14 protein-coding genes and 1 pseudogene are annotated in these 19,814 nt (G+C 64.5%); 2 read left to right on the top strand and 13 right to left on the bottom strand.

Features of this window, described 5'->3' with window-relative positions:
- Positions 1-77 precede the first annotated feature (77 nt).
- The 7 genes and pseudogenes from P6281_RS14520 to P6281_RS14490 form a co-directional block, all read right to left on the bottom strand.
- Positions 78-339: pseudogene (locus P6281_RS14520) on the bottom strand (type II toxin-antitoxin system RelE/ParE family toxin).
- A gap of 845 nt (positions 340-1,184) precedes the next feature.
- Positions 1,185-2,435: an MFS transporter gene (locus tag P6281_RS14515; protein WP_008257507.1), complete on the bottom strand. Its 1,251-nt coding sequence runs from the start codon at positions 2,433-2,435 to the stop codon at positions 1,185-1,187.
- A gap of 48 nt (positions 2,436-2,483) precedes the next feature.
- Positions 2,484-3,878 carry an MATE family efflux transporter gene (locus P6281_RS14510; protein WP_014942261.1) on the bottom strand — a complete coding sequence of 465 codons (1,395 nt, stop codon included), beginning with the start codon at positions 3,876-3,878 and terminating at the stop codon, positions 2,484-2,486.
- Between the two features lie 11 nt (positions 3,879-3,889).
- Positions 3,890-5,173: an alanine racemase gene (locus P6281_RS14505; protein WP_008257505.1), complete on the bottom strand. Its 1,284-nt coding sequence runs from the start codon at positions 5,171-5,173 to the stop codon at positions 3,890-3,892.
- Between the two features lie 80 nt (positions 5,174-5,253).
- Positions 5,254-6,276 (bottom strand): ornithine cyclodeaminase, encoded by a 1,023-nt coding sequence (locus P6281_RS14500; protein WP_014942259.1) that lies wholly within the window; start codon positions 6,274-6,276, stop codon positions 5,254-5,256.
- Between the two features lie 81 nt (positions 6,277-6,357).
- A complete protein-coding gene (locus tag P6281_RS14495) occupies positions 6,358-7,455 on the bottom strand; it encodes a PLP-dependent cysteine synthase family protein (RefSeq protein ID WP_008257503.1) in 1,098 nt (365 codons plus the stop codon).
- A 236-nt stretch (positions 7,456-7,691) separates the two neighbouring features.
- Entirely contained in the window at positions 7,692-8,123 is a 432-nt protein-coding gene (locus P6281_RS14490) for a hypothetical protein (RefSeq protein ID WP_225325412.1), read from the bottom strand.
- A gap of 514 nt (positions 8,124-8,637) precedes the next feature.
- On the opposite strand from P6281_RS14490, the gene P6281_RS14485 reads away from it, so the two are divergent.
- Positions 8,638-8,928 carry a metal-sensitive transcriptional regulator gene (locus P6281_RS14485; RefSeq protein ID WP_008257501.1) on the top strand — a complete coding sequence of 97 codons (291 nt, stop codon included), beginning with the start codon at positions 8,638-8,640 and terminating at the stop codon, positions 8,926-8,928.
- A gap of 169 nt (positions 8,929-9,097) precedes the next feature.
- Here the strand turns inward: P6281_RS14485 and P6281_RS14480 are convergent, their stop codons facing one another.
- Positions 9,098-10,471 (bottom strand): PPE family protein, SVP subgroup, encoded by a 1,374-nt coding sequence (locus P6281_RS14480; RefSeq protein WP_033717542.1) that lies wholly within the window; start codon positions 10,469-10,471, stop codon positions 9,098-9,100.
- A gap of 632 nt (positions 10,472-11,103) precedes the next feature.
- On the opposite strand from P6281_RS14480, the gene P6281_RS14475 reads away from it, so the two are divergent.
- On the top strand, positions 11,104-11,700 hold the full coding sequence (locus tag P6281_RS14475; protein ID WP_033717556.1) for a DUF305 domain-containing protein: 597 nt from the start codon (positions 11,104-11,106) through the stop codon (positions 11,698-11,700).
- 20 nt (positions 11,701-11,720) lie between these two features.
- Here the strand turns inward: P6281_RS14475 and P6281_RS14470 are convergent, their stop codons facing one another.
- From P6281_RS14470 to P6281_RS14450, 5 genes are all read right to left on the bottom strand, one after another.
- Positions 11,721-13,919: a heavy metal translocating P-type ATPase gene (locus P6281_RS14470; RefSeq protein ID WP_263644939.1), complete on the bottom strand. Its 2,199-nt coding sequence runs from the start codon at positions 13,917-13,919 to the stop codon at positions 11,721-11,723.
- 137 nt (positions 13,920-14,056) lie between these two features.
- On the bottom strand, positions 14,057-14,263 hold the full coding sequence (locus P6281_RS14465; RefSeq protein ID WP_033717539.1) for a heavy-metal-associated domain-containing protein: 207 nt from the start codon (positions 14,261-14,263) through the stop codon (positions 14,057-14,059).
- A 290-nt stretch (positions 14,264-14,553) separates the two neighbouring features.
- On the bottom strand, positions 14,554-17,655 hold the full coding sequence (nbtC, locus tag P6281_RS14460; protein WP_014942255.1) for a nocobactin polyketide synthase NbtC: 3,102 nt from the start codon (positions 17,653-17,655) through the stop codon (positions 14,554-14,556).
- 3 nt (positions 17,656-17,658) lie between these two features.
- Complete coding sequence (locus P6281_RS14455; RefSeq protein ID WP_008257493.1) at positions 17,659-18,957, bottom strand: beta-ketoacyl [acyl carrier protein] synthase domain-containing protein; 1,299 nt, start codon at positions 18,955-18,957, stop codon at positions 17,659-17,661.
- Entirely contained in the window at positions 18,954-19,712 is a 759-nt protein-coding gene (locus P6281_RS14450) for a thioesterase II family protein (protein WP_008257491.1), read from the bottom strand. The genes P6281_RS14455 and P6281_RS14450 overlap by 4 nt, the downstream gene beginning before the upstream one ends.
- Positions 19,713-19,814: the final 102 nt, after the last annotated feature.

The following is a 19,814-nucleotide window of genomic DNA, read 5'->3' as shown; positions in this document are numbered from 1 at the left end:
CTCGGAAAGCTGTTGCGTATCTATGAAGTTGGCGGTTCCCAATGAAAATCCGACTGCCAGGTCTTGGCAGTCGCATGTCAGTCTAGGTGCCGCTCGACGTCCGTGTGCCTGTGCAGGATGCGCACTACGTCGATCAGAACTCCGCTGGCGGCAACGCGGTAATAGAGCGTGTGTGAACCCGCAGCATGTCGGCGGTAGCCGACACGAACCTCGTCGCAAGGCCTCCCGATGAGTGGGGTTGTCCGCCACAAGCTCAATAACTCGCTGAATCTCGCGCACGTACGTTTCGGCTTGGTTGGCACTCCACCGGTTACGGGTGTAGTCCCAGATCTGCTCCAGGTTGGACTGGTAGCAGGGGACACCAGGCGCTTATTTCATTGGCTTGACGCGATGTCCTGAGCTTATTTCACTGGCTCGGTGCGATGTCCTGGCAACCAGGCAGACATACCGTCTTGCACTCCGCGGTCTGTCTCTTCCCCTAGGGTGGGGCTGCCCGGAGTAGCTGTGTCTCGACAGCTACAGCTGAGTGTGCCGAACGGATTCGGGTCAGCACTTGTCGCTGGGGCTTGTCCGAGGGAGCCGACAGCGATTGCAGTGCTAACCAGTATCCTGATGATCACCTGGGTTACCCCTCATCTACCGGTGATTTGTCATCGCATCTGCGACTTGATGCGCCCGCAGGCCGCAGAGCTATACGCAGGCCATCATCTGTAGCCAGCGGATACAGTGGCATCGGGTAAACGTCTCTCGGTGTGATCTACACTACCCCCGTACGGTACCTCCGGTCAATGCTCGGTTTCACGCGCCAGGTGTAAAGGCACGCCGTCATCAGGTCTGCGCGCGAGGCCGTGTGACCCGCCACCGGCCGCCCCTGTTGTTCCCGATAGGCCCCAGTCAGTTCCGATCTCGTGCCGGATTGGCACTGTGAGGTGGTGAGCCATGATCAGTCGTTCGCCTTCGCCGCCCCGCCAATGCACATCGTCTAAGCCGGAAAGCTTCCGCTATGGGCGCCCCCGGGAGGTCGCGTAGCCATCACCGCCGCTTTCGTCGGGGTGCCAACGCACCGACTTGAGCTGGCGTGGCCTCGCTGGAGGTAAGGATCGCGTGGGGATTTGATCGCTTACGCATCGCCCTGACTGTATGTAGGCGCCGAACCGTGCTGCGGCCCACCAACAGCCGGCCGCTCAGGTGGGCAAAATGTCAGAGTGGGCGGGCTGCAGGCGGTGGGTCCGGTCTAGGCGGTGTAAGGCCACAGCGGCGACGATTCCGACGAGAACCAGTCCTGCCCATGCCAGTTCGCCCAGGCCCATTTGTCGTGCGGCGCCCATAACCGCGCCCGTGGCCAAATTACCGACGAGGATTCCGGCCCCGATGATGGTGTTGTACAAGCCGTAATGGGTGGCGACCAGTCGGCCGCCCAGCGAGACCACAATGTCCATCTCGAATGGGAAGACTGCGGCCGAGCCGATGGCCAGCAGGCCCGCAGACATCAGAAGCGCCGCGATCGCCGGCAGAGCGCCGAAGCGTTCGCGGTCTGGGACGACGATCAACGGCAGGAACGACGCTGCCATTATGGTCAGGCCCACGGCCAAACTGCGTCTGGTTCCCCACCTCTCGGCGAACCAACGGGTGATGCGCAATTGTCCACCAACCGCGGTGAGCCCTGAAACGGCGAAAAGCGCCGCGACTAGTAATGAATGAGATCCTGGCGCCAGCACCGACGCCTGCAACGGCAGTGCGAGATTGATCTGAAACGAGAGCACATAGGAACCGATCATCGCCGCGGCGAACAACAGGAAAGAGCGGTTAGCGACGACGACCCGCCAATCTTGCAATATCGAGGTCTTCTCCGGCGCTGGGTCGGCGCGGCGGCGAGGCAACGCCAGTAGTTGCACGACTGTGAGCACGGCGAAGACGACCGCCGCGCCGGCCGCGGCGACCCGAAAGTTTATGGCCATCAGGACAAGTCCAACAATTGGGCCAAGCAAGATGCCGGCGTGATTGAAAATATTGAACATCGCGAACGCCTCGACACGGCGGACGCCGACGTCGGCGGCCAGATACGCGCGAATCGCTGGGTTGAACAATGCACCGGCGAAACCGGTAGCCGCGGCGGCGATCAACACGGCGGGCAAGGACTGGCCCGCCACCAGTAACGCGAACCCACCGATGCGCAGTAGACATCCGGCCACGATCAGCCACTTGTAGCCCAGCCGATCGGCCAACGTGCCCCCCACGATGAACATGCCCAGCTCAGAGAAATCCCTGGTACCCAGGACCAGCCCGACAGCCCACGCCGCCAGCGCGAGCGGGCCGGCCAGGTAGCCGGCCAGATAGGGCATCAGCATGTAGAAACCGACGTTGATGCCGAACTGATTGATCAGCAGAATCCGGCTGGGCGTGTCGAACCCGCGAAACCGCGCCACAAAACCCACTGACCGCACCCTATACGTCAATTCCCGCTATCAAAACGCAGGCGCCGGTCAGACTGCTTGAGGCAGATCCTTGCGGAACCGTCGCAGCAGCAGCGCCGCCGTCGCGGCGAAGCCGGTGCTGAGCCCGGTCCACACTCCGGCCCCATGCAATTGCGCCGGGAACGCTAGGAGCAACATGGCGGGCAGGCCAACCAACCAATACCCGATCGTGGTTGCTCGCAAGCCGGCTTTGGTGTTGCCGATGCCCCGCAGCAGTCCCACGGCGATGTTTTGGGTGAAGTCCACGATTTGCTGAATTATCGCGAAGAAGAGGAAGAATTTGGCGATCACAATAGTGGCCGAATCGGCGGGGTCTAAAAATGGCCGTAAAACCCAGTAGGGGGCTACCACGTAGAGCAGTCCGAGTGTCACCGTGCTGATTACCCCTAGGAGAAGCGCGACGACCGCTATCTGCTCGGCCTGCCCTTTATCACCTTTGCCGGTCGCACGGCTGATGAGGATGGATGATCCGTGGGATAAGCCGATGCTGATTTGGAAGGCGATGCGGGTCAGCTGAGTCACCACATTGTGCGCGGCCAGCACGATGGGGCCGAAGGTTCCCATCACCACGGCGGCCAGCGAGGTGATCCCGGCTTCCGAGCCGTACGTCAATGAAATAGGGACTCCCAACCGCAGGATGTGGCGGGCCATTTCAGCGTCGGCATTCCAGCCGTCGATCGACAGCAGCGGGGCGAGGTGATTGTCACGGCGCAGGATGAAATAGAACGCCGCAACAGTGAGTACCTGCACCAGCGTCGTTGCCAGTCCGATGCCCGCCAAGCCCAGCCGGGGGAGGCCCAGCAGTCCGTAGATGAACACCAAATCCAGCGCCGCGTTCAGTGCGATGGAGGCGATGCTGACCGCCAACAGGGGACCGGGGCGGCGCATACCAACGGAGAACTGCCGCAACACATTCAGCCACACCATCGGAACCAGCCCTGGAGCTAAGGCAATCATCATGGGTCGCGCGAGGGCCAGCACGTCTTTGTCCACCCCGAAGACGGGCAATACATAGCCCAAAGCGATCAGCGCGGCGCCGAGAAGGACAGCCGTCAAGGTGGCCACCAAGAAGGCGGATCGGTTGATCTGGCGGATCTCCGTGTGCGCCTTGGTGTCTGGGCGGTCGCTTCCGGAACGTGCCTCCCCTTGAGCGGCCGCAGTGGCGACCAGGTTTCCCACCGCCGTGACTACACCGACGCACATGGTGCGCATCAGGTTGTATAGGATCGCGGCAAGCCCACCAGCGGCGATGGCTTGCACCCCGATGAGGCCCATCATGGCCAAATCGGTGGTGGTCAACGCAACTTGGGCGAATTGCACACCCGCGATGGGCGCGGCCAAAGCGGTGAGCTGCCGGCCGGTGCGCATCAGGGGAGCAAGCCGCACCCAGCGGTTTTCACCCACGGGCGCCCGGCTCACAAGCGATCGCCATTCTGGTCGGGGCGCCAGCGAAACCGGCCCTCGTCGTCACAAGTCACCTCGAGTTTCGGCGGCAAGGGGAGCCCATGGAACTCGGATTCGTTCTTGTCCATCTGGTAGCCAGCGGTATTGGGGTAGATCAGCAGGTCACCATAACGCGGCTGCCGCGGTAGCTCCACTTTTCGCCAGGTCAGCATGTCATAGTCCAGGCAGCTAGCCCCGCCGACGCAGCATCGGACCGGGCCTGTCGACTGCAGCTCGTCCGAGCTTTCTTGCGGCCACAGCGTCGGATCCGGGAGGAACTCGCTGGATTTCCACTGCTCCGACAAGCTCATGCTCAGCCCGAGAACGGTGATGATCCCGTAGTCGCCGCGCCGCTTGAATCCCTGCACGGGAAAAACGGTGAACCCTGCCCCGTTGAGCAACGCGCGGCCGGGCTCGAGCAGGAGCTTGGTTCCCGTCGTGGCGAATCGGTCGCCGACGGTGCCTTGGCCGCCGGCGTCCTCGCTGGAGAGGATTGCGGCCAACATGTCGGCCCCGGTCGGCTTCTGATGATAGGGGTAGAAGTGGGTGAACGTCTTGCCGGCGTGAAAGTCGCTTTCGGTGCTGTCGCGCAAGAACCGGTCCCACGTCTCGCCGTCGAGGTAGCTCACTGCGAATCCGCCGCCGATAGAAATGGACGTTGCCGCCAGGCCCTGCGCTCGTGCCTCAACAACACGGTCAACCAGCTGGGCCGCCAGCTGCGCACGTGGCGCGACCTCGTACCCGTTGAGGTGAAACGAGAATCCTTCCATGGACACACGCGACCGCTGCTGGGCGCATTGTTGTAGCGCGGCGTCCAATTCAGTGGGGTCCAGACCAAATCTGCTGTGCGGGTTCACTTCTGGAAGCACCCGCAACATGATCCGGACGCTCTCGCCGCGATGGGCCAGCGCGATAACCCTGTCGAGCTCGTCGAGGGCGTCCACTGCGATCAAGCAACCGTGGCGGGCGGCTAGCCAGAGCAGATGTTCGCTTTTGGCGGGCCCGGTGACCACGATGTCTGAACCGCGCACACCGCAACTAAGCGCATGAACCAATTCCGGGGCGCTGGCTGCATCGACACCTGCGCCGAGCTGCGCGCAGACGCGCAACCAGCACCCCGCCTTGTTGGCTTTCTTGGCGAAGAATACTTGCCCTTCCACGCCCGCCGAGTCGAGCACATCGGTAAACGCCTTCAGGTTTCGGGCGAACTGCGGCGCGAACAGCACGTGAAACGGGCCTCCGACCGCATGAGCCATATCGGCTACTAACGAACGATCAGATATGACTTCCCGGAACCATTCCGGCTCTACCGCCGGCAGCGACAACGGCGTCTGTGCTAGCTCCACAGTTTGATTTCCTGTCCGCGTCCACGAGCGATCGCTTGGGCGGCCAGTTCGTGCGCCACCGGGATGTCGGTGATGGCCATGCCGCTATTGAAAACGAAGACCCGGTCATCCTTGTCTCGCCTGCCCGGTGCTTGTCCGGCGAGGATGTCGGGAAGCTCGGCGTCCAAGCGTAACGAGCCGTTCTCGTCGGCGAAGCGGGTGCCTGTCACCGCCAGTTGGCCCGCGCTCGTCGCGGCGGCGTAGTCGGCGTCGCGCAGCGAGGACGAGTGCACGCCGGTCCCGTTGACCGAGACGAACAGCGCCCCTGGCTTGAGCCAGCTGGTGCGGAACTTGACCTCGGTGGCCGGGCCAGCCGACGTCGCGACTAGAACATCGGCTTCGTTGGCGGCTTTCTCGGGGTCGGTGACGACTTCGATGTCTCGGTCGGGGTGCTGCTCGCGGACATACGCGCGCACGGCGGCGATGCCATCCGGATGGGTGCCGAACAACAGCAGCCGATCCAAGTCCGGCAGAGCAGTCAACAGGAACGGAAAGGTGTATCGGCCTTGAGCGCCCGAACCGGTCACCAGCGCGGTGCGGGCCCCCGGCATTGCGCATGCGCTCGCGATCAGCGCGGTGTTGGCGGCCGTTCGTAGCGCGGTCACTCGGAAGCAGTCCATAAACGCTATCGGCAAACCCGCCTTATCGTCGTAGAGCGTAATGGTGATGTATTCTTTTTTCCCGTCGTCGTTTTGCATGTAATAATCTTTAAACGCCGTGATTTGTGAACCGCCGTCATAGCCGGGCATCGCATAGGCAGCCGAATCCCGGTACGGCGAGCGCATCATGATTTTCGCCGGCGCCCGAGATGAACCATCGGCCACTCGCAGATAAGCGCCCCTGACCAGCTCCATTACCTCACTGGGACTGATCGCAATGTCGGCGATATCGCTGCGTGTCAGCACGCGCAGCGCAACGTCCTCGCGGTCCAGAATCTGCTGTACCGGTTGGCTGCCTGTTGCTGCAGAAACCATTACTGTATTACGTCCTCTCGTGTTTTTGATTCAGTGCAGTGACCCAATGGGGATCCTGCTCGTGCAATTCGTGCAGCGGGGCTATGCAGGAATCTTCACCTCGACCGAGCCATTCCCCGCCTGAATCCCAGCAGCTGCTTTGCGGATCGGTACCGCCCCGCGCAGCAGTGTGGGGTTGGTGATGGTGGTGGTGCGTGTCCAGGAGGTGATGACGTGTTGGTTGGGGTCGATGAGGGTGGTGGGTTGGGGAGTGGGTTGCCAGCCCAGGAGCTCGTGTTGGCGGCAGTAGTCGTCGTTGTAGATGGTGTCGAAGTAGCGTTGGGGTCCGTCGGGGAAGACGGCGGCGATCCGGGTGTTTTTGGGGTAGGTGCGTGCGGCCCAGCCGGCGACCAGCGCGACGGCGCCGACGCTCCAGCCGCCGCTGGCGAACTGGCTGGCCGCCAAGGTGCGTGCCGCCCAGACGGCTTCGTGTGGGGCCACCCAGTGCACCTCGTTGAAGGCGGGGTAGTCGATGTTGGCCGGGTGGATGCTGGAGCCCAGCCCGCGCATCAACCGGGTGGTGGCCGGTTGGCCGAAAATGGTCGAGCCGATGGTGTCGACCCCGATCAGTTTCATGTCGGGGTTGAATCGGCGCAGCACCCGGGCCACGCCGGCGGAGTGTCCGCCGGTGCCTACCGAGCAGACCAGGACGTCGACGTTGCCGAGCTGGTCCATGAGCTCTAAGCCCAGTGATTGGTAGCCGGTGATGTTGTCGGGGTTGCTGTATTGGTCGGGGCACCAGGCTCCCGGCTCGGCGGCCAGGACTTGGGCGACGCGGTCTTTGCGGGCCTGTTGCCAGCCCCCGATCGGGTGGGGTTCGGTGACCAGGTCGACTTGGGCGCCGTAGGCGGCCAGCATGTGGCGCACGATGGGTTCCATGCCGGTGTCGGTGACCACGGTGACCGGGTGCCCGTAGGCTTGGCCGGCCAGCGCTAGGCCCAATCCGAGGCTGCCGCTGGTGGAATCCACGATGCGGGCCCCGGGCGCGAGCTCGCCGCGGGCGCGGGCTGCTTCGACCATGTGCAGGGCGGGGCGGTCTTTCATGCTGCCGCCGGGGTTGAACCCTTCTAGCTTGGCCCAAAACCCGCGATCGGGTGGGCTCAGCGGGGCCGAGATCCGCAGCACCGGCGTGTTGCCCACCAGGGCGGCGGGTCGCCGGGAGGTGGCGGGGGCGGGTGGTGCGCAGTCCCGCGGCTTGATGACCTTCAGTGCCGGAACGGGGTGAACGCATGTGTTGTCGAGAGGAAGAATTTCAGCCATGGGATTCGTCGCTTTCACGCGGGAGCCGCGAATATCGGTGCGCGGCACATGGTGACAGGGGGTCAGCGATCGCCGGCCGCCGCCACAAAGGGCAGAAACGACCTGGCGCTGACCAGTCAGCGACGAGACAGGCAGAACCGCGTCAAGACGTCTTGACCGGTAAGCGCAAAAGCCGGGGTACGGGGCGGGCCCCGCCCGGCGCGCACCGCAAACCGGGCCGGCCCAGCGGTCAGGGCCACGGCCAGCACCGCACCCAACACCGCCAGCGTCGCCAACGCGGCACCCGAGCGGGGCAGCACCGCTGTGGTGAACTGCTCATGATGGCCGCCCGAGGACCCCTTAGTCGCATGCGGATGATCGACGTTAACGGTGAACTCGCCACCCAGCGAAGCCACCAACGCGTGGGCTGGATGGCCTAGCGAAGACTGGGGATGCCCCAGGATGCTGTGGGCGCCGATCAGCACCCCCCACATCGCCAACCACGCCGCAGCCCCAACCGCCACCGCGTACCGCAGCCGTGGCGTTCCGCTAGCGCTGGCCAATCTCATAACACCCCGACCGTAGCACCGCCGGTCGTGGCCATTCGCGCTCCAAATCGAGTCGATGCCCGGCCGAGACCTGTCCGTGATCGATACCCCATCAGCCGCCCGTGGGGGTCGGCCGAAGGCCCGAACGAAGGCAGGGGAAAGTCCACACCAACGACGATACGGTCTGTACCCCATACCCGCAAAGGGTAGTGCGGCTCCAACTTCGCGTGCCGATACACGCGGCGTCGAGAGGGTCTGCCTTGCGCCGTCATAGCCATACGGGTGACGGCACGTTGCCCTGACGTGCGAGGCTACGCGAGCCCGGAATCGGGCACGGGCCCAGGTGCGCCCTCTAGCGGGCGATCACCCGTTGGGCGCGATACGGCACGGTACGTGCCATAATGAGGCCCATTAGCACTCGCATTTCCGCGATCCTGGCACCGCTTCCACGACACCGACGCCATTGCGATGGCTGACCCTCGTCACTACGCAGTAGGCGCAGGTCTCCCCGATGACCAAGACGCTGGGAGGATAGATGACAACCCCACTCGGATATTCGGCGCAAAAGGACAATTACGCCAAGCGACTGCGCCGCATCGAGGGCCAAGTCCGCGGCATCGCGAAGATGATCGAAGACGACAAGTATTGCATCGACGTCCTCACCCAGATCAGCGCCGCCAGCAGCGCCTTGAGGTCAGTCGCGCTGAATCTGCTCGACGAGCACCTTGACCACTGTCTGACCCGCGCCGCCGCGGAGGGCGGCGACCAGGCCCACGCGAAATTGGCCGAAGCCTCCGCCGCAATCGCACGACTTGTTCGCTCTTGATCGCTGCACGCGTGCATCCATCCGCTGCCGGTGGGGCTCACACGACGCAGTGAGGCGAACGGGCCGCGACAATCCGCGAGCGCGGTCGCACCGCATGACGCAAGCACACGTCGCTCACCCTTCGCGAGGGATTAAGCGCCGGGTAACGAACACACGGCATGGGCCTAAATCATCTTGGCAGCAGGCGCATTCTCTGTTCGTCGAATTCTTGCTGCGTCAGGATTCCGGCGGCACGCAGCGACGCCAGCTCGCGCAGCTCGGCAGCGATGTTGATCGCTCCGACCGGCGAAACCTGCGGGGCGATTGCTGGGGCGTTTGTCTTGTCCTTCTTGTTCGGGTCGCGGGGGGCCTTCGCCGTCTCGGCCCGGCTTCGCTCCCGACCCAACGCGCTCGTGCCGGCCATCGCGCGCCCGGCCATGCTCGCCACCGCCATCTCGCCGAACAGACTCCCGGTGCCGCTGGGGGCGGCCGCGGCGGCGGCTTCCGCGGCGGCGCCGGCGCTGGTCGCCGGCAACGCCAAAGCGGCCGGCCGTATCGCCGGGGCGGCGGCCGTCCACCCGGGCGGTACCGACAGGCCGCCGACGGTGTTGGCCTCACCGAGCCCCGCTGACGCCAGAGTTCCGAATCCACCCGCCGGGTTCGTGATGACCGGGAATGGCGATGGCGGCACCGCGCCCGCCCCCGGCCAGGACTGCACACCGGCCCACCCGCTGACGATGTCATCGGTGTGGAAACCGGTCAGCGCGCCGGCAATGTTGAAGGGAAGAGTCGTCGCACCGAAGGGGGTTACCACGCCGAGTCCAGCGACGCTGGCGGGCCCGTTCAGAAAGACCGTGATCAGATCGCTCTCCACGCCCAGCACGTCCGTCACCGACGGGTCGACGGCAGTTGGCCCCACTGCGGTTCTGGTCAACATGTTGGGTACCGCCGAGAACGGTTGCTGGGCAACCGCGTTGCGTGTGCTCCCGGCGGCGGTGCCGGTGGCCTGCGCTACGGCTCCGGATTGGTCCGCCCCGGGGTTGGTGGTCTGATCCGGCTGGACGAACGGTGTCAGCGTGGTCGCCGACGCCGTGGAACCCGCGTAGCCGAACATCGCCGCGGTATCACGCGCCCACATCTCCGCATACTCGGTCTCGGTGGTGGCGATCGCCGGCGTGTTCTGCCCGAGGAAGTTCGTCGCGACGAGGGACGCCAGCAGGGTGCGGTTCGCCGTGATCACCGGCGGCGGCACCGTCTGGGCGAAGGCCGTCTCGTAGGCGAACGCCGCGGCCCGGGCCTTGGTGGCGGTTTCTTCGGCCTGGGCGCCGGTGGTCCGCATCCACTCCAGATAGGGGGCGATCGCCGCGGTCATGGCCGCAGCCGACGGGCCGACCCACGGGCCGGAGGTCAGGGCGGTGATCTCGGCCTGGTAGGAGTCCGCCGTCGACTGCAGCGCGGCGGCCAATTCGTCCCAGGCCATGGCGGCGGCCAGCATTGGTCCCGACCCCGGACCGGCGTACATCCGCGCGGAGTTAACCTCCGGCGGTAGTACTGCGAAGTCCACGTTCTCCTCCGATCGCTCTCATGGCCGCGAGGGCATCGACGGCTCCGGTGCGCGTCGTATGGGGGTAGCCAGCCGAACAGCAAACAAATCGCAATCCTTCGGGCAGTGCCGGTACCGCGAAGAAAGGCGACCTAATGAGACCGTCCCGACTGCTGAGGGATCGGCCTCACACCGTCGCAAGCGCTCCCACCTCAACAAACAGGACGAAATTCTCGCTACAGGTTACTTGCACATGACACAAGGACTCACGAAGGGTTTGGCGCCTGGTCCGAGAAATCACGTCCAGCCGCCTTCAGGCGCCGCACAGCCATGATGGGTTGGGGGTTGTCGATGCCCCTGACTGCCATTGGCGGCACAGCCGGATTCATTCGCTGAACGAGAATGCCGTCCGCCGCCGCGATTCGGTATGCCGGTCCACTGGTTCCATCGGGATGTAGCAATACGACCGTTCCTCAGGAGCGTCGTCGGGATCGTGACCGGGTACGGTCTCTATCGAATTCCGTGGAAGCGTCTGGTTGAGCCGAAGCGGCTGCGGGCAGACTTGTAGCTGTCGTGCAGCGGTCGAGAAGTCAGAGCACCGCCAAGGGCCGCCAGGGGAACCGGCCCTCGAACCGAGGAAAGGGCTTGTTGTGATGAGAATCAGGACTCTGACGGCGGCTGTCGCGGCGTTGGCTGCGCTGGTCGGCGCCGGCGCATGTAGTAACTCCCACACTGACCAGGCAGGCGCCACAAAGGGCGCACCGACTTCAGCGTCGGCCCCCGACGGCCATAAGCAGGCTGATGTCGTGTTCGCGCAGCACATGATTCCGCATCATCAGCAGGCCATTGAGATGAGCGACATTGTGTTGGGCAAGCAAGGCATTGACGCCCGTGTCGTAGATCTAGCGAATCAGATCAAGGCAGCTCAAGGGCCAGAGATTGAACAAATGCAGACTTGGTTGGGTCAGTGGGGGACGCCGAGCCAGACCATGATGCCCACGCGGAGCGCGATGCCGGGTATGAGCGGGATGTCCGACGAGGACATGGCCGCGCTAAAGAACGCCCAGGGCGTGGAGGCCAGCAGGCTGTTCTTGACGCAGATGATCCAACATCATCGGGGCGCGATCGCCATGGCCCAGGACGAGGTCAATTCCGGCGGATATCCTGCGGCGACGGCGATGGCCCGCTCGATCATCGCCAGCCAGCAGCAGGAGATCGACACCATGCAGAAGCTGCTGGCCTCGCTGTAACTGTCAAGACGCCCGCGGGATCACCGGATGCCCGGCTGAAACCGGCGAAGCCGCAAGCTATTACTGACGACGAACCCCGAAGAGAGCGCCATCGCGGCGCCGGCCAGCATCGGATTGAGCAGCCCGGCGGCGGCAAGCGGCAGCGCGGCGACGTTATAGGCGAAGGCCCAGAACAGGTTTCCCTTGATCGTGGCCAACGTCTTGCGCGATAGCCGGATCGCATCCGGCACCGCGCGCAAGTCGCCGCGGACCAGAGTCAGGTCACTGGCCTCGATGGCGACATCGGTGCCGGTACCCATCGCCAGTCCGAGGTCGGCCTGGGCCAGCGCGGCAGCGTCGTTGACGCCGTCGCCGACCATGGCCACCACCTTGCCGTCGGCCTGCAGACGCTTGATGGTATCGACCTTGTCCTGGGGCAGCACCTCCGCGATCACGTGGTCGAGGCCGACCTGACGGGCGACCGTGTCAGCGGCGGCCTGGTTGTCGCCGGTGAGCATGATCGGTGTCAATCCAAGCGCGCGTAGTTGGCTGATGGCCTCGGCCGACGTCGGTTTGACCGCGTCGGCGACCACGAGCACGCCGCGTGGCCTGCCATCCCAGCCGACTGCGACGGCGGTTTTACCTTGCGACTCGGCCGCCCGCATGGACTCAGCGAGCTTCTCCGGCAGGTGCTGCGACCAGTCCGCCAGTAGCCGTTCGCGGCCTACCATCACCGCGTGGCCGTCGACCATACCTTGGACACCGAGCCCCTCGAGGTTGGTGAATTCTTCGACGGCCGGAAGGTCACCGAGCTTCTCGCGTGCGGCTTTGGCGATCGCGGTGGCGATGGGATGCTCGGAGGCAGCTTCCAGCGCGCCGGCCACCCGGAGCACCTGATCGGGTTGTCCGCCGTCGTCGGTGATCACATCGATCAGGGTCATCGCGCCAGCGGTTACCGTGCCGGTCTTGTCGAGGACGATGGTGTCGATGCGTCGCGTCGATTCCAGCACCTCGGGACCCTTGATAAGGATGCCGAGTTGGGCGCCGCGGCCGGTGCCGACCATCAGAGCGGTCGGCGTGGCCAGGCCCAGTGCGCAAGGGCAGGCGATGATCAACACCGCGACGGCGGCCGTGAACGCCGCGCCGATCGACCCGCCGACGACCATCCACAATCCCAGCGTCGCCACCGACAACACGATGACAATCGGCACGAAGATGGCCGAGATCTTGTCGGCGAGCCGCTGCGCGTTCGCCTTTCCGGTTTGCGCCTCCTCGACCAGCCTGGCCATCTGCGCTAGCTGGGTGTCGGAGCCGATCCGGTTGGCCCGCACCACGAGTCGGCCGCCGACATTGACGGTGGCCCCGACCACGTGGTCGTCGGGCCGAACCTCCACCGGCACCGATTCGCCGGTCAGCATCGATGCGTCCACCGCCGAAGCGCCCTCGACGACGACGCCGTCGGTGGCGATTTTCTCCCCTGGCCGCACCACAAACTCGTCGCCGACCGCGAGTTGTTCGATCGGAATGCGTTGCTCCACAACGCCTTTGCGCACCACGACATCCTTGGCGCCGAGGTCGAGCAGCGCGCGTAGCGCGGCGCCGGCCCTCCGCTTGGCTCGGGCCTCGAAGAACCGGCCTGCCAGGATAAAAGTTGTGACACCGGCGGCGGCCTCGAGATAGATGTTCCCGGTACCGTCGGTACGCGTGACGGTCAACTCGAACGCGTGCCTCATGCCAGGCATACCGGCGGTGCCCCAGAACAGCGCATAGACGGACCAGCCCAACGCGGCGAGCGTCCCCATCGAGATCAGCGTGTCCATGGTCGCGGTGCGGTGGCGCAGGTTGGCCCACGCGGCCCGATGGAACGGCCACGCCCCCCACACCACCACCGGAGCGGCAAGCGTCAGCGACAGCCATTGCCAGTTGGCGAACTGGAGCGGCGGGATCATGGCCATCACGATCACCGGCACCGTCAGCACCAGCGAAACCAGGAGCCGCTGCCGTAGCGATGCTGTGGGGTCGCCGTCGGGCTGCCCGTTCAGGTCACCATCGGCCGGCTTCGGCTGGGGAAGCGCCGCCGAGTAGCCGGCGTCCGCGACCGCGGCCACCAGCTGATCGGGCGAGACATCTCCGACGTAGGCCACGCTGGCCCTTTCCGTTGCGTAGTTGACCGTCGCGGTGACGCCGTCAAGCTTGTTGAGCTTCTTCTCAATGCGGGCCGCGCACGACGCGCAGGTCATGCCGTCGATCAGCAGCTCGACGTGGCCGTTGGGTGTTGTCTCGATGACGGGACGCACGATGCTCTCCTTTAGGGGCCCGGCCTGCTAGCGGGCCGGCGGACCGTTCGACGGGGGTCGCACACAGTTGAGGGTTTGCTTCAGCCGGCGAGCTGGTATCCGGCCTCTTCGACGGCGGCCTTGAGCGCGTCGTTGTCGACTGGGTTGTCGCTCTCCACGGTGACCATGCCAGTTGACAAATCGACGTCGACTGCGGTGACGCCGGCGATGCTGCCGACCTCATCGTGTACTGAGGATGCGCAATGGGCGCAGGTCATTCCCGCAACCCTGACTGTGACGGTGCTCATGTCGGCTCCTTTCACGTCGACAGGCGTTTCAATCCACACTATACCCCCATAGGGTATCTGTCCAGGTGTCAACACCCCGAACGAACGCGCTGCCGAGCTCACGGGGACGAAGGTTCATTTGGCATAACCACATTTCGCCGAAAATATTGCCCCGATCGAAAGATGGCACGGACCAACAACGGCTGGTTGACGGCCTCACTGCGAAGCGAAGTGCCCATTTCTCGAGTCGCATCGGGCCGGCATGCAGTCCGGCGGCCGAAGCGACGCGACGCACAGGATTTAGTTCCTGGTCAGGGTGCAGCTCGCGGTCCGCCCAACTGCGTCAGAACGTCTGCAAGGGATGCCCCTCCGAGAAGGTCCGAGACCTCTAGATCGTGATTGAATTCGGCCTTCACACGGCGGCGTAACTCCAGTGCCTGCAGGGAATCCAGGCCGATCGCGACCATGGGGGCGGTGGTGTCAATCGTCTCGGCGCGGTCGACACCGATGGCTTCGGCCAGCAGGTTTACTAACCGTCGGGGTAGACCTGTCTCCTCGACGGGCGCTGGAGCTTCGACGATAGAAGTTGCCGCGGCGGGCGAGGTCAGCTGGGACAACAGCGGGCCGTAGCCGTAGACCTCCAGGACTGATCGTGCGCGAGCGAAATCGAATGCCGCGACGATGGCATTTCCAGGAAGTCGGCGCATTCCCAAAGCGATTGCGCCGGCAGGAGACATCGGGACGACGCCGATGGCAGCCAGCTGCGCCATGCTGGCGTCATCGAGATCAAAATGGACGGTCCACTGTCCCCACTGCACGGACACGCAGTCCAAACCCTCGGCTCGGAGTCGGTGCGCCGTAGCGTCGAGCATCCGATTGGCCGCCGCGTAGACGACCTGTCCCCGGCCGCCGATCGTCGCCCTGGCCGAGGAGCATAGGACTACCCGACAGTTGTCCGTCCTGGGGAACGTCCCTAATATGCGGCAGATGCCAACAACTTTGGCGCGTAACGCCTGGTCGACTTTCTCGGCGGTGATGTCCTGGAATTCGACAGCCGAATACTCTACGGCGGCGTGGATGATCAGATCTGCAGGCACGCTTTGGTTTTCGGCAGCCAGTCGTGAGACCGCTGCTTGGTCGCCCACGTCGCACCTAGTGACATGGATCGGCGTCGCTGCGGCCGAACGAATGCGCTGCAGTCGGTCTGCGACGGCAGCCGTCTCGCCCGATCTGCTTACCAACGTGATTCGCTGCGCGCCGCAGTGCGCGAAGTGCTCGCAGAATTCGAGCCCGAGATTTCCTGTTCCCCCGATGATGAGCACATGCTCAGGGGGTGCTGTGTCGCAGTCGCCGGCGGACGTGTCGCTCTCGGCGATGCGCTTGGCGTAGAGGCCGCCGTTGCGGAATGCCACCTCGGATTCTTCAGCCGTGTGCAGCGCCATGAGGATTGCGTGTGCTGAGTCTGACGCCGTCAGTCCGCGCGGCAGATCGAGGTGCCGGAATCCGATGCCTGGATAGTCGGCGCCTATGCTGCGAAACCCTGCGCTGGCTGCTGCGTGAACCGGATCCGGTGGCGCGTCGTCTGCAACAACCGCCTCACCGCCGACTGTTACGAGCCAGCAGTCGGTGACCGCGTCGTGTATCCCCGGCCACCAGCTGCGGTCGGCAAAGAATGTCGCGACCTCGGCTGCGGCGGCGGCGTCGTCCAGTTCGGGCGATTGCGGAACCAGGATGACGAGCGTATTGAGATCGCCACTGGCGGCGCTGTTTTCGGTGTTGATCATGCGACCCGTGGCGCCGATCTCTTCGGCCACGACGCATAAGGTGGTGGCCAGGTCCCCGCAGGCTCCGGTGTGATCCACGAGTCCGAGGGCGCGCGGCGGCATCAGTGAGCGCTGCGACAGCCGGACCCATTCCTCGACGAGGAGGCGCGCGGGTGTGGTTTCGGCGATCCGATCGCGCGCCGAATCGGCCACTGCGGCAACGGGTGTGACAGCGGATGGTTGACGGGCACGCACGGGCAGAACCTCGTTATAGGGCAGCCACAGCCGGGTCTCGTTCATCCGGGTGTTGGGGAAATCGCGTAACGGCAGCCGGACGTGGCCGTCAGATTCGGTGCGCAGGCACTCCCACGAATAGTCGAGGTCGTGTACTGCCACCTGCGCGAGGCCGCGGGTGAACTCGCCCAAATCGGTGGCGGTTCGTTCCGACGTGCCGACCACCACCGCCTCGCGTTCGTCCGCCTGGACAGCGAGATTCTCGTGAATCGCCAACTGCAGCGTCGGATGTTCGGCCAGTTCGACGAAAGTGTCGATGCCGTGCCGCACCGCGGTCGCAATCGCTTTGTCGAAGCGAACGGTGTTGCGCAGGTTCCAGAACCAATATTCGTCGACCGGCAGCTCAGGCATGATGGGGCCGCCGAGAGTGCCTCCGAGGCAGTCGATGTCGGTGTCGAGGAACTGCGGATTTTGCAGTTGGCGCTGCATGGACGCACGTACCGAAGCGGCGAGCTCATTGATCAAGCTGCTGTGCGCGGGATACTGCACGCGAATGACGCGCGCGAACGTGCCGCGCTCGGTCAACGTGTCCACGATGCCCTGCACCGTCTCTTGATCACCTGAAATGCCCACCATGCTCGGGGAATTCACCACCGAGAGCTGGGCCCAGCCCGAGCAACGCGCGAGTAAGTCCTCGCAGGTGTCACGGTCGGTGGCGACAACGGCCATGGCGTAATCACCGGAGGCGAACTCGTCGGCGGCACGTGCGCGGAGCCCGACGACGAGCGCGGCATCTGCCAAAGTGGTCATCCCGGATACGTAGGCCGCGGCGATCTCGCCTTGGCTGTGCCCGATGGTGACGTGGGGCGCAACGCCGAATGATCGCCACATCGCGGCCAGGCCGGCCATCTGTGTGAACAACGCGGGCTGGACGACGCCCGAACTGTCTTCGGCAGGAAAGTTGTCGTCGAGAAGGTATTTCAGCGGTGACTCGCCGAACTGCGTCTGGAATGCCTCGGCACAGCGATCTGCCTCGATTCGGAATGCCGGTATCGCTTCGTAAAAGAGCCGCCCCATCCCCGGTCGTTGGCCTCCCTGCCCGGGAAAAACATAGGCGAGCCGGCGGGTGCTGGCGGGTGTATTGGTGCGCACCAACGAAGGATGTTCGTGTTCATCGATAACCGCGTGCAGGGCGCTGATCAACTCGTCGCGCTGGGTCACCATGGCTAGGGCTTGGTGCCGGCGCGCGATCCGCGTCCGAAACAGCATTTCGGCGATCCGGTCGGGTGTCACCTCGGGATGGTCTGCGGCATAAGAAAGGAGGGCGACAGCCTCATCCCGCAGTAGTTCGCGCGTTTCGGCCGATAACAGGACGGGAATGGTGTCGTTCGGAAGCCGGTAGGTAAGAGGTGCCACTATTCACTCCAGGGAACTTGCGGGCATCGCGATGATCGCATGCGCGTTGGCGCCACCGGCGCCGAACGATGAGACCGCGCCGTAGCGGACGCCGCCTATGGGCTCCCACTGGTGCAGTTTTGTCGCCAATCGCAGGCCCGTCAGGTCCCAGTCCACCGTCTCGGTGGGGTTGTCCGAGAAGAGCGTTGGTGGGATCTGACCGTGCTGGCCGGCGAGTAACAGTTTGATCAGTCCGAGGATTCCGGATGCCGCTTGTGCGTGCCCGGCGTTCGACTTCAACGAGCCCAGCCGCGCCTTGGATCCCGCCGCGCCGTAGGTCTTGAAAAGGGCCAGCAATTCCACCGGGTCGCCCGCGCGGGTCGCGGTGCCGTGCCCTTCAATCATTCCGACTTCGGCCGGATCGATCCCCGACGCGTCAATTGTCTTGCGGATGAGCTGCTCTTGCGCGCGCACCCGGGGTACGAGGATCGGCTTGCCTTTGCCGTTGTGGTTGGTGCGGACGGCCAGGATGCGTCCATAGATCCGGTGTCCCAGTCGGCGTGCGCGGGATTCAGGTTCGACAACGACCATCCCCGCGCCTTCCCCCCACACGGTGCCGCTGGCGTCCTCCGAGTAGGCGCGGCAATGCCCGTCAGTGGAAAGCGCATTGAGCCTTGCGAATTCGTAGAAAGCTCCCGGTGACCCCATGACGCACGCCGCGCCGGCAAGCGCCCATTCGCATTCGCCCGTCCGCACCGCCGTCGCGGCCAGGTGCAGTGCGGTCAACGACGACGCACACGCCGAATCGATACACATCGATGGCCCGGACAGTCCAAGGCAGTGCGAGATACGCCCGGCGGCCCCCAGCTGGCCTAGGCTGGCGATCCGATGCCCGCTGTGGGCATCGGCTAAGGCCGCACGCGGGCCGTACTCCATCGGGGACATCCCGACGAAACAGCCGACGTCGGCGCCGTCGAGCGCGCCGGGGTTTATCCCCGAATTCTCCAGTGCCTTCCACGCCACACGCATCGCCACCCGTTGCTGGGGCTGCATCACGAGGGCCTCGCGATGCGTGATACCGAAAAAAGGAGGGTCGAATGTTGTTGCGCCGTCCAGGAACCCGCCCGCGTCGAAAACCGGCCCCCAGCCGTCTAGCTCGGATACCGACAGGAGATCGTCGATCGGCCAGCCGCGGTCGCGTGGAAAGGGGGCAATCAGTTCCCTGGCTTCGGCAAGCGCGGACCACAAGGCTGCGGGACTGTCGATTCCCCCGGGCGCCTCGACGGCCATTCCGGAAATGACGATTGGGTCGTCGCTGCTCACGCCGTCTGCTCGCGGTGCGCACTAGACGCCAACAACTCCGCGACGGCGCCTATGTGCGATTCCAGGTAGAAGTGTCCGCCGTCGAACATCGTGACCTTGAGGGTGTCGGTATGTTTGCCCCACCCGTACAGATCGCCCAACGTTATATACGGGTCTTGATTACCGCCCATCGCATGTACCGGAGCCGCTACCTTGATGTCGTCGGCGCAGGAGTAGGCGTCAAAGGCATTGTAGTCGGCTTTAATTACCGGAAGCGCCCGTCTCATGATTTCGCGGTCGGTGAACACATCCGTGCTGGTTCCCTCCAGCGCCGCTAGATGGTTGAGGATCCCCTCGTCATCCTTGGGATGCGGTGGCTTGGCCGCGGCGCGGTAAGGGGCAACCGCCGCGGAGACGTTCAACTGGCGCACATCGATTCCGCTGGCTTCGGCGATACGGACAAACTCGAACGCGACCAACGCCCCCATGCTGTGCCCAAACGTGACGATTGGGATCCCGCGATTGTGCTCTGACGTCCAGAATTCGCCGAACGCTCCAGCGGCGATGTCGGGGAGTGATTGCAACGACGCTTCAGCCGCCCGGTCCTGTCGTCCCGGGTACTGGAAAATAATGACCTTGAATGTCGTGCGCAGTGCTTTCGAAAATTCGCGGTAGGCCGACGCGCCAGCCCCAGCATGCGGAAAAATCAGCAACGGAACGCTTTCGGGCAAATCCGGTTCGTGGAACTGTCTGATCCACCCCAGTGTGCGCGGCATGCAACGCTACCTTTCGCTTCGTGTCGCTGTATGCGCCTCGAGGAGCCCGCGCGGCGGCACAACCACCGCATGCGTCATTAACTTAGCGTAGGCTAACATAAG

This window comes from Mycobacterium sp. 5-140-3-2 (assembly GCF_035666375.1).
Classification (GTDB): domain Bacteria; phylum Actinomycetota; class Actinomycetes; order Mycobacteriales; family Mycobacteriaceae; genus Mycobacterium; species Mycobacterium intracellulare.
Note: the sequence above shows the minus strand (reverse complement) of the source record. Positions and strands in the feature narration are given on the sequence as shown.

Coding starts and splice junctions, on each gene's coding strand:
- P6281_RS14465 (WP_033717539.1), bottom strand. CDS start 14,263: ATGAGCACCGTCACAGTCAGGGTTGCGGGAATGACCTGCGCCCATTGC.
- P6281_RS14490 (WP_225325412.1), bottom strand. CDS start 8,123: ATGAGATTGGCCAGCGCTAGCGGAACGCCACGGCTGCGGTACGCGGTG.
- P6281_RS14450 (WP_008257491.1), bottom strand. CDS start 19,712: ATGCCGCGCACACTGGGGTGGATCAGACAGTTCCACGAACCGGATTTG.
- P6281_RS14470 (WP_263644939.1), bottom strand. CDS start 13,919: ATGACCTGCGCGTCGTGCGCGGCCCGCATTGAGAAGAAGCTCAACAAG.
- P6281_RS14475 (WP_033717556.1), top strand. CDS start 11,104: ATGAGAATCAGGACTCTGACGGCGGCTGTCGCGGCGTTGGCTGCGCTG.
- P6281_RS14485 (WP_008257501.1), top strand. CDS start 8,638: ATGACAACCCCACTCGGATATTCGGCGCAAAAGGACAATTACGCCAAG.
- P6281_RS14500 (WP_014942259.1), bottom strand. CDS start 6,276: ATGGTTTCTGCAGCAACAGGCAGCCAACCGGTACAGCAGATTCTGGAC.
- P6281_RS14505 (WP_008257505.1), bottom strand. CDS start 5,173: ATGGCTCATGCGGTCGGAGGCCCGTTTCACGTGCTGTTCGCGCCGCAG.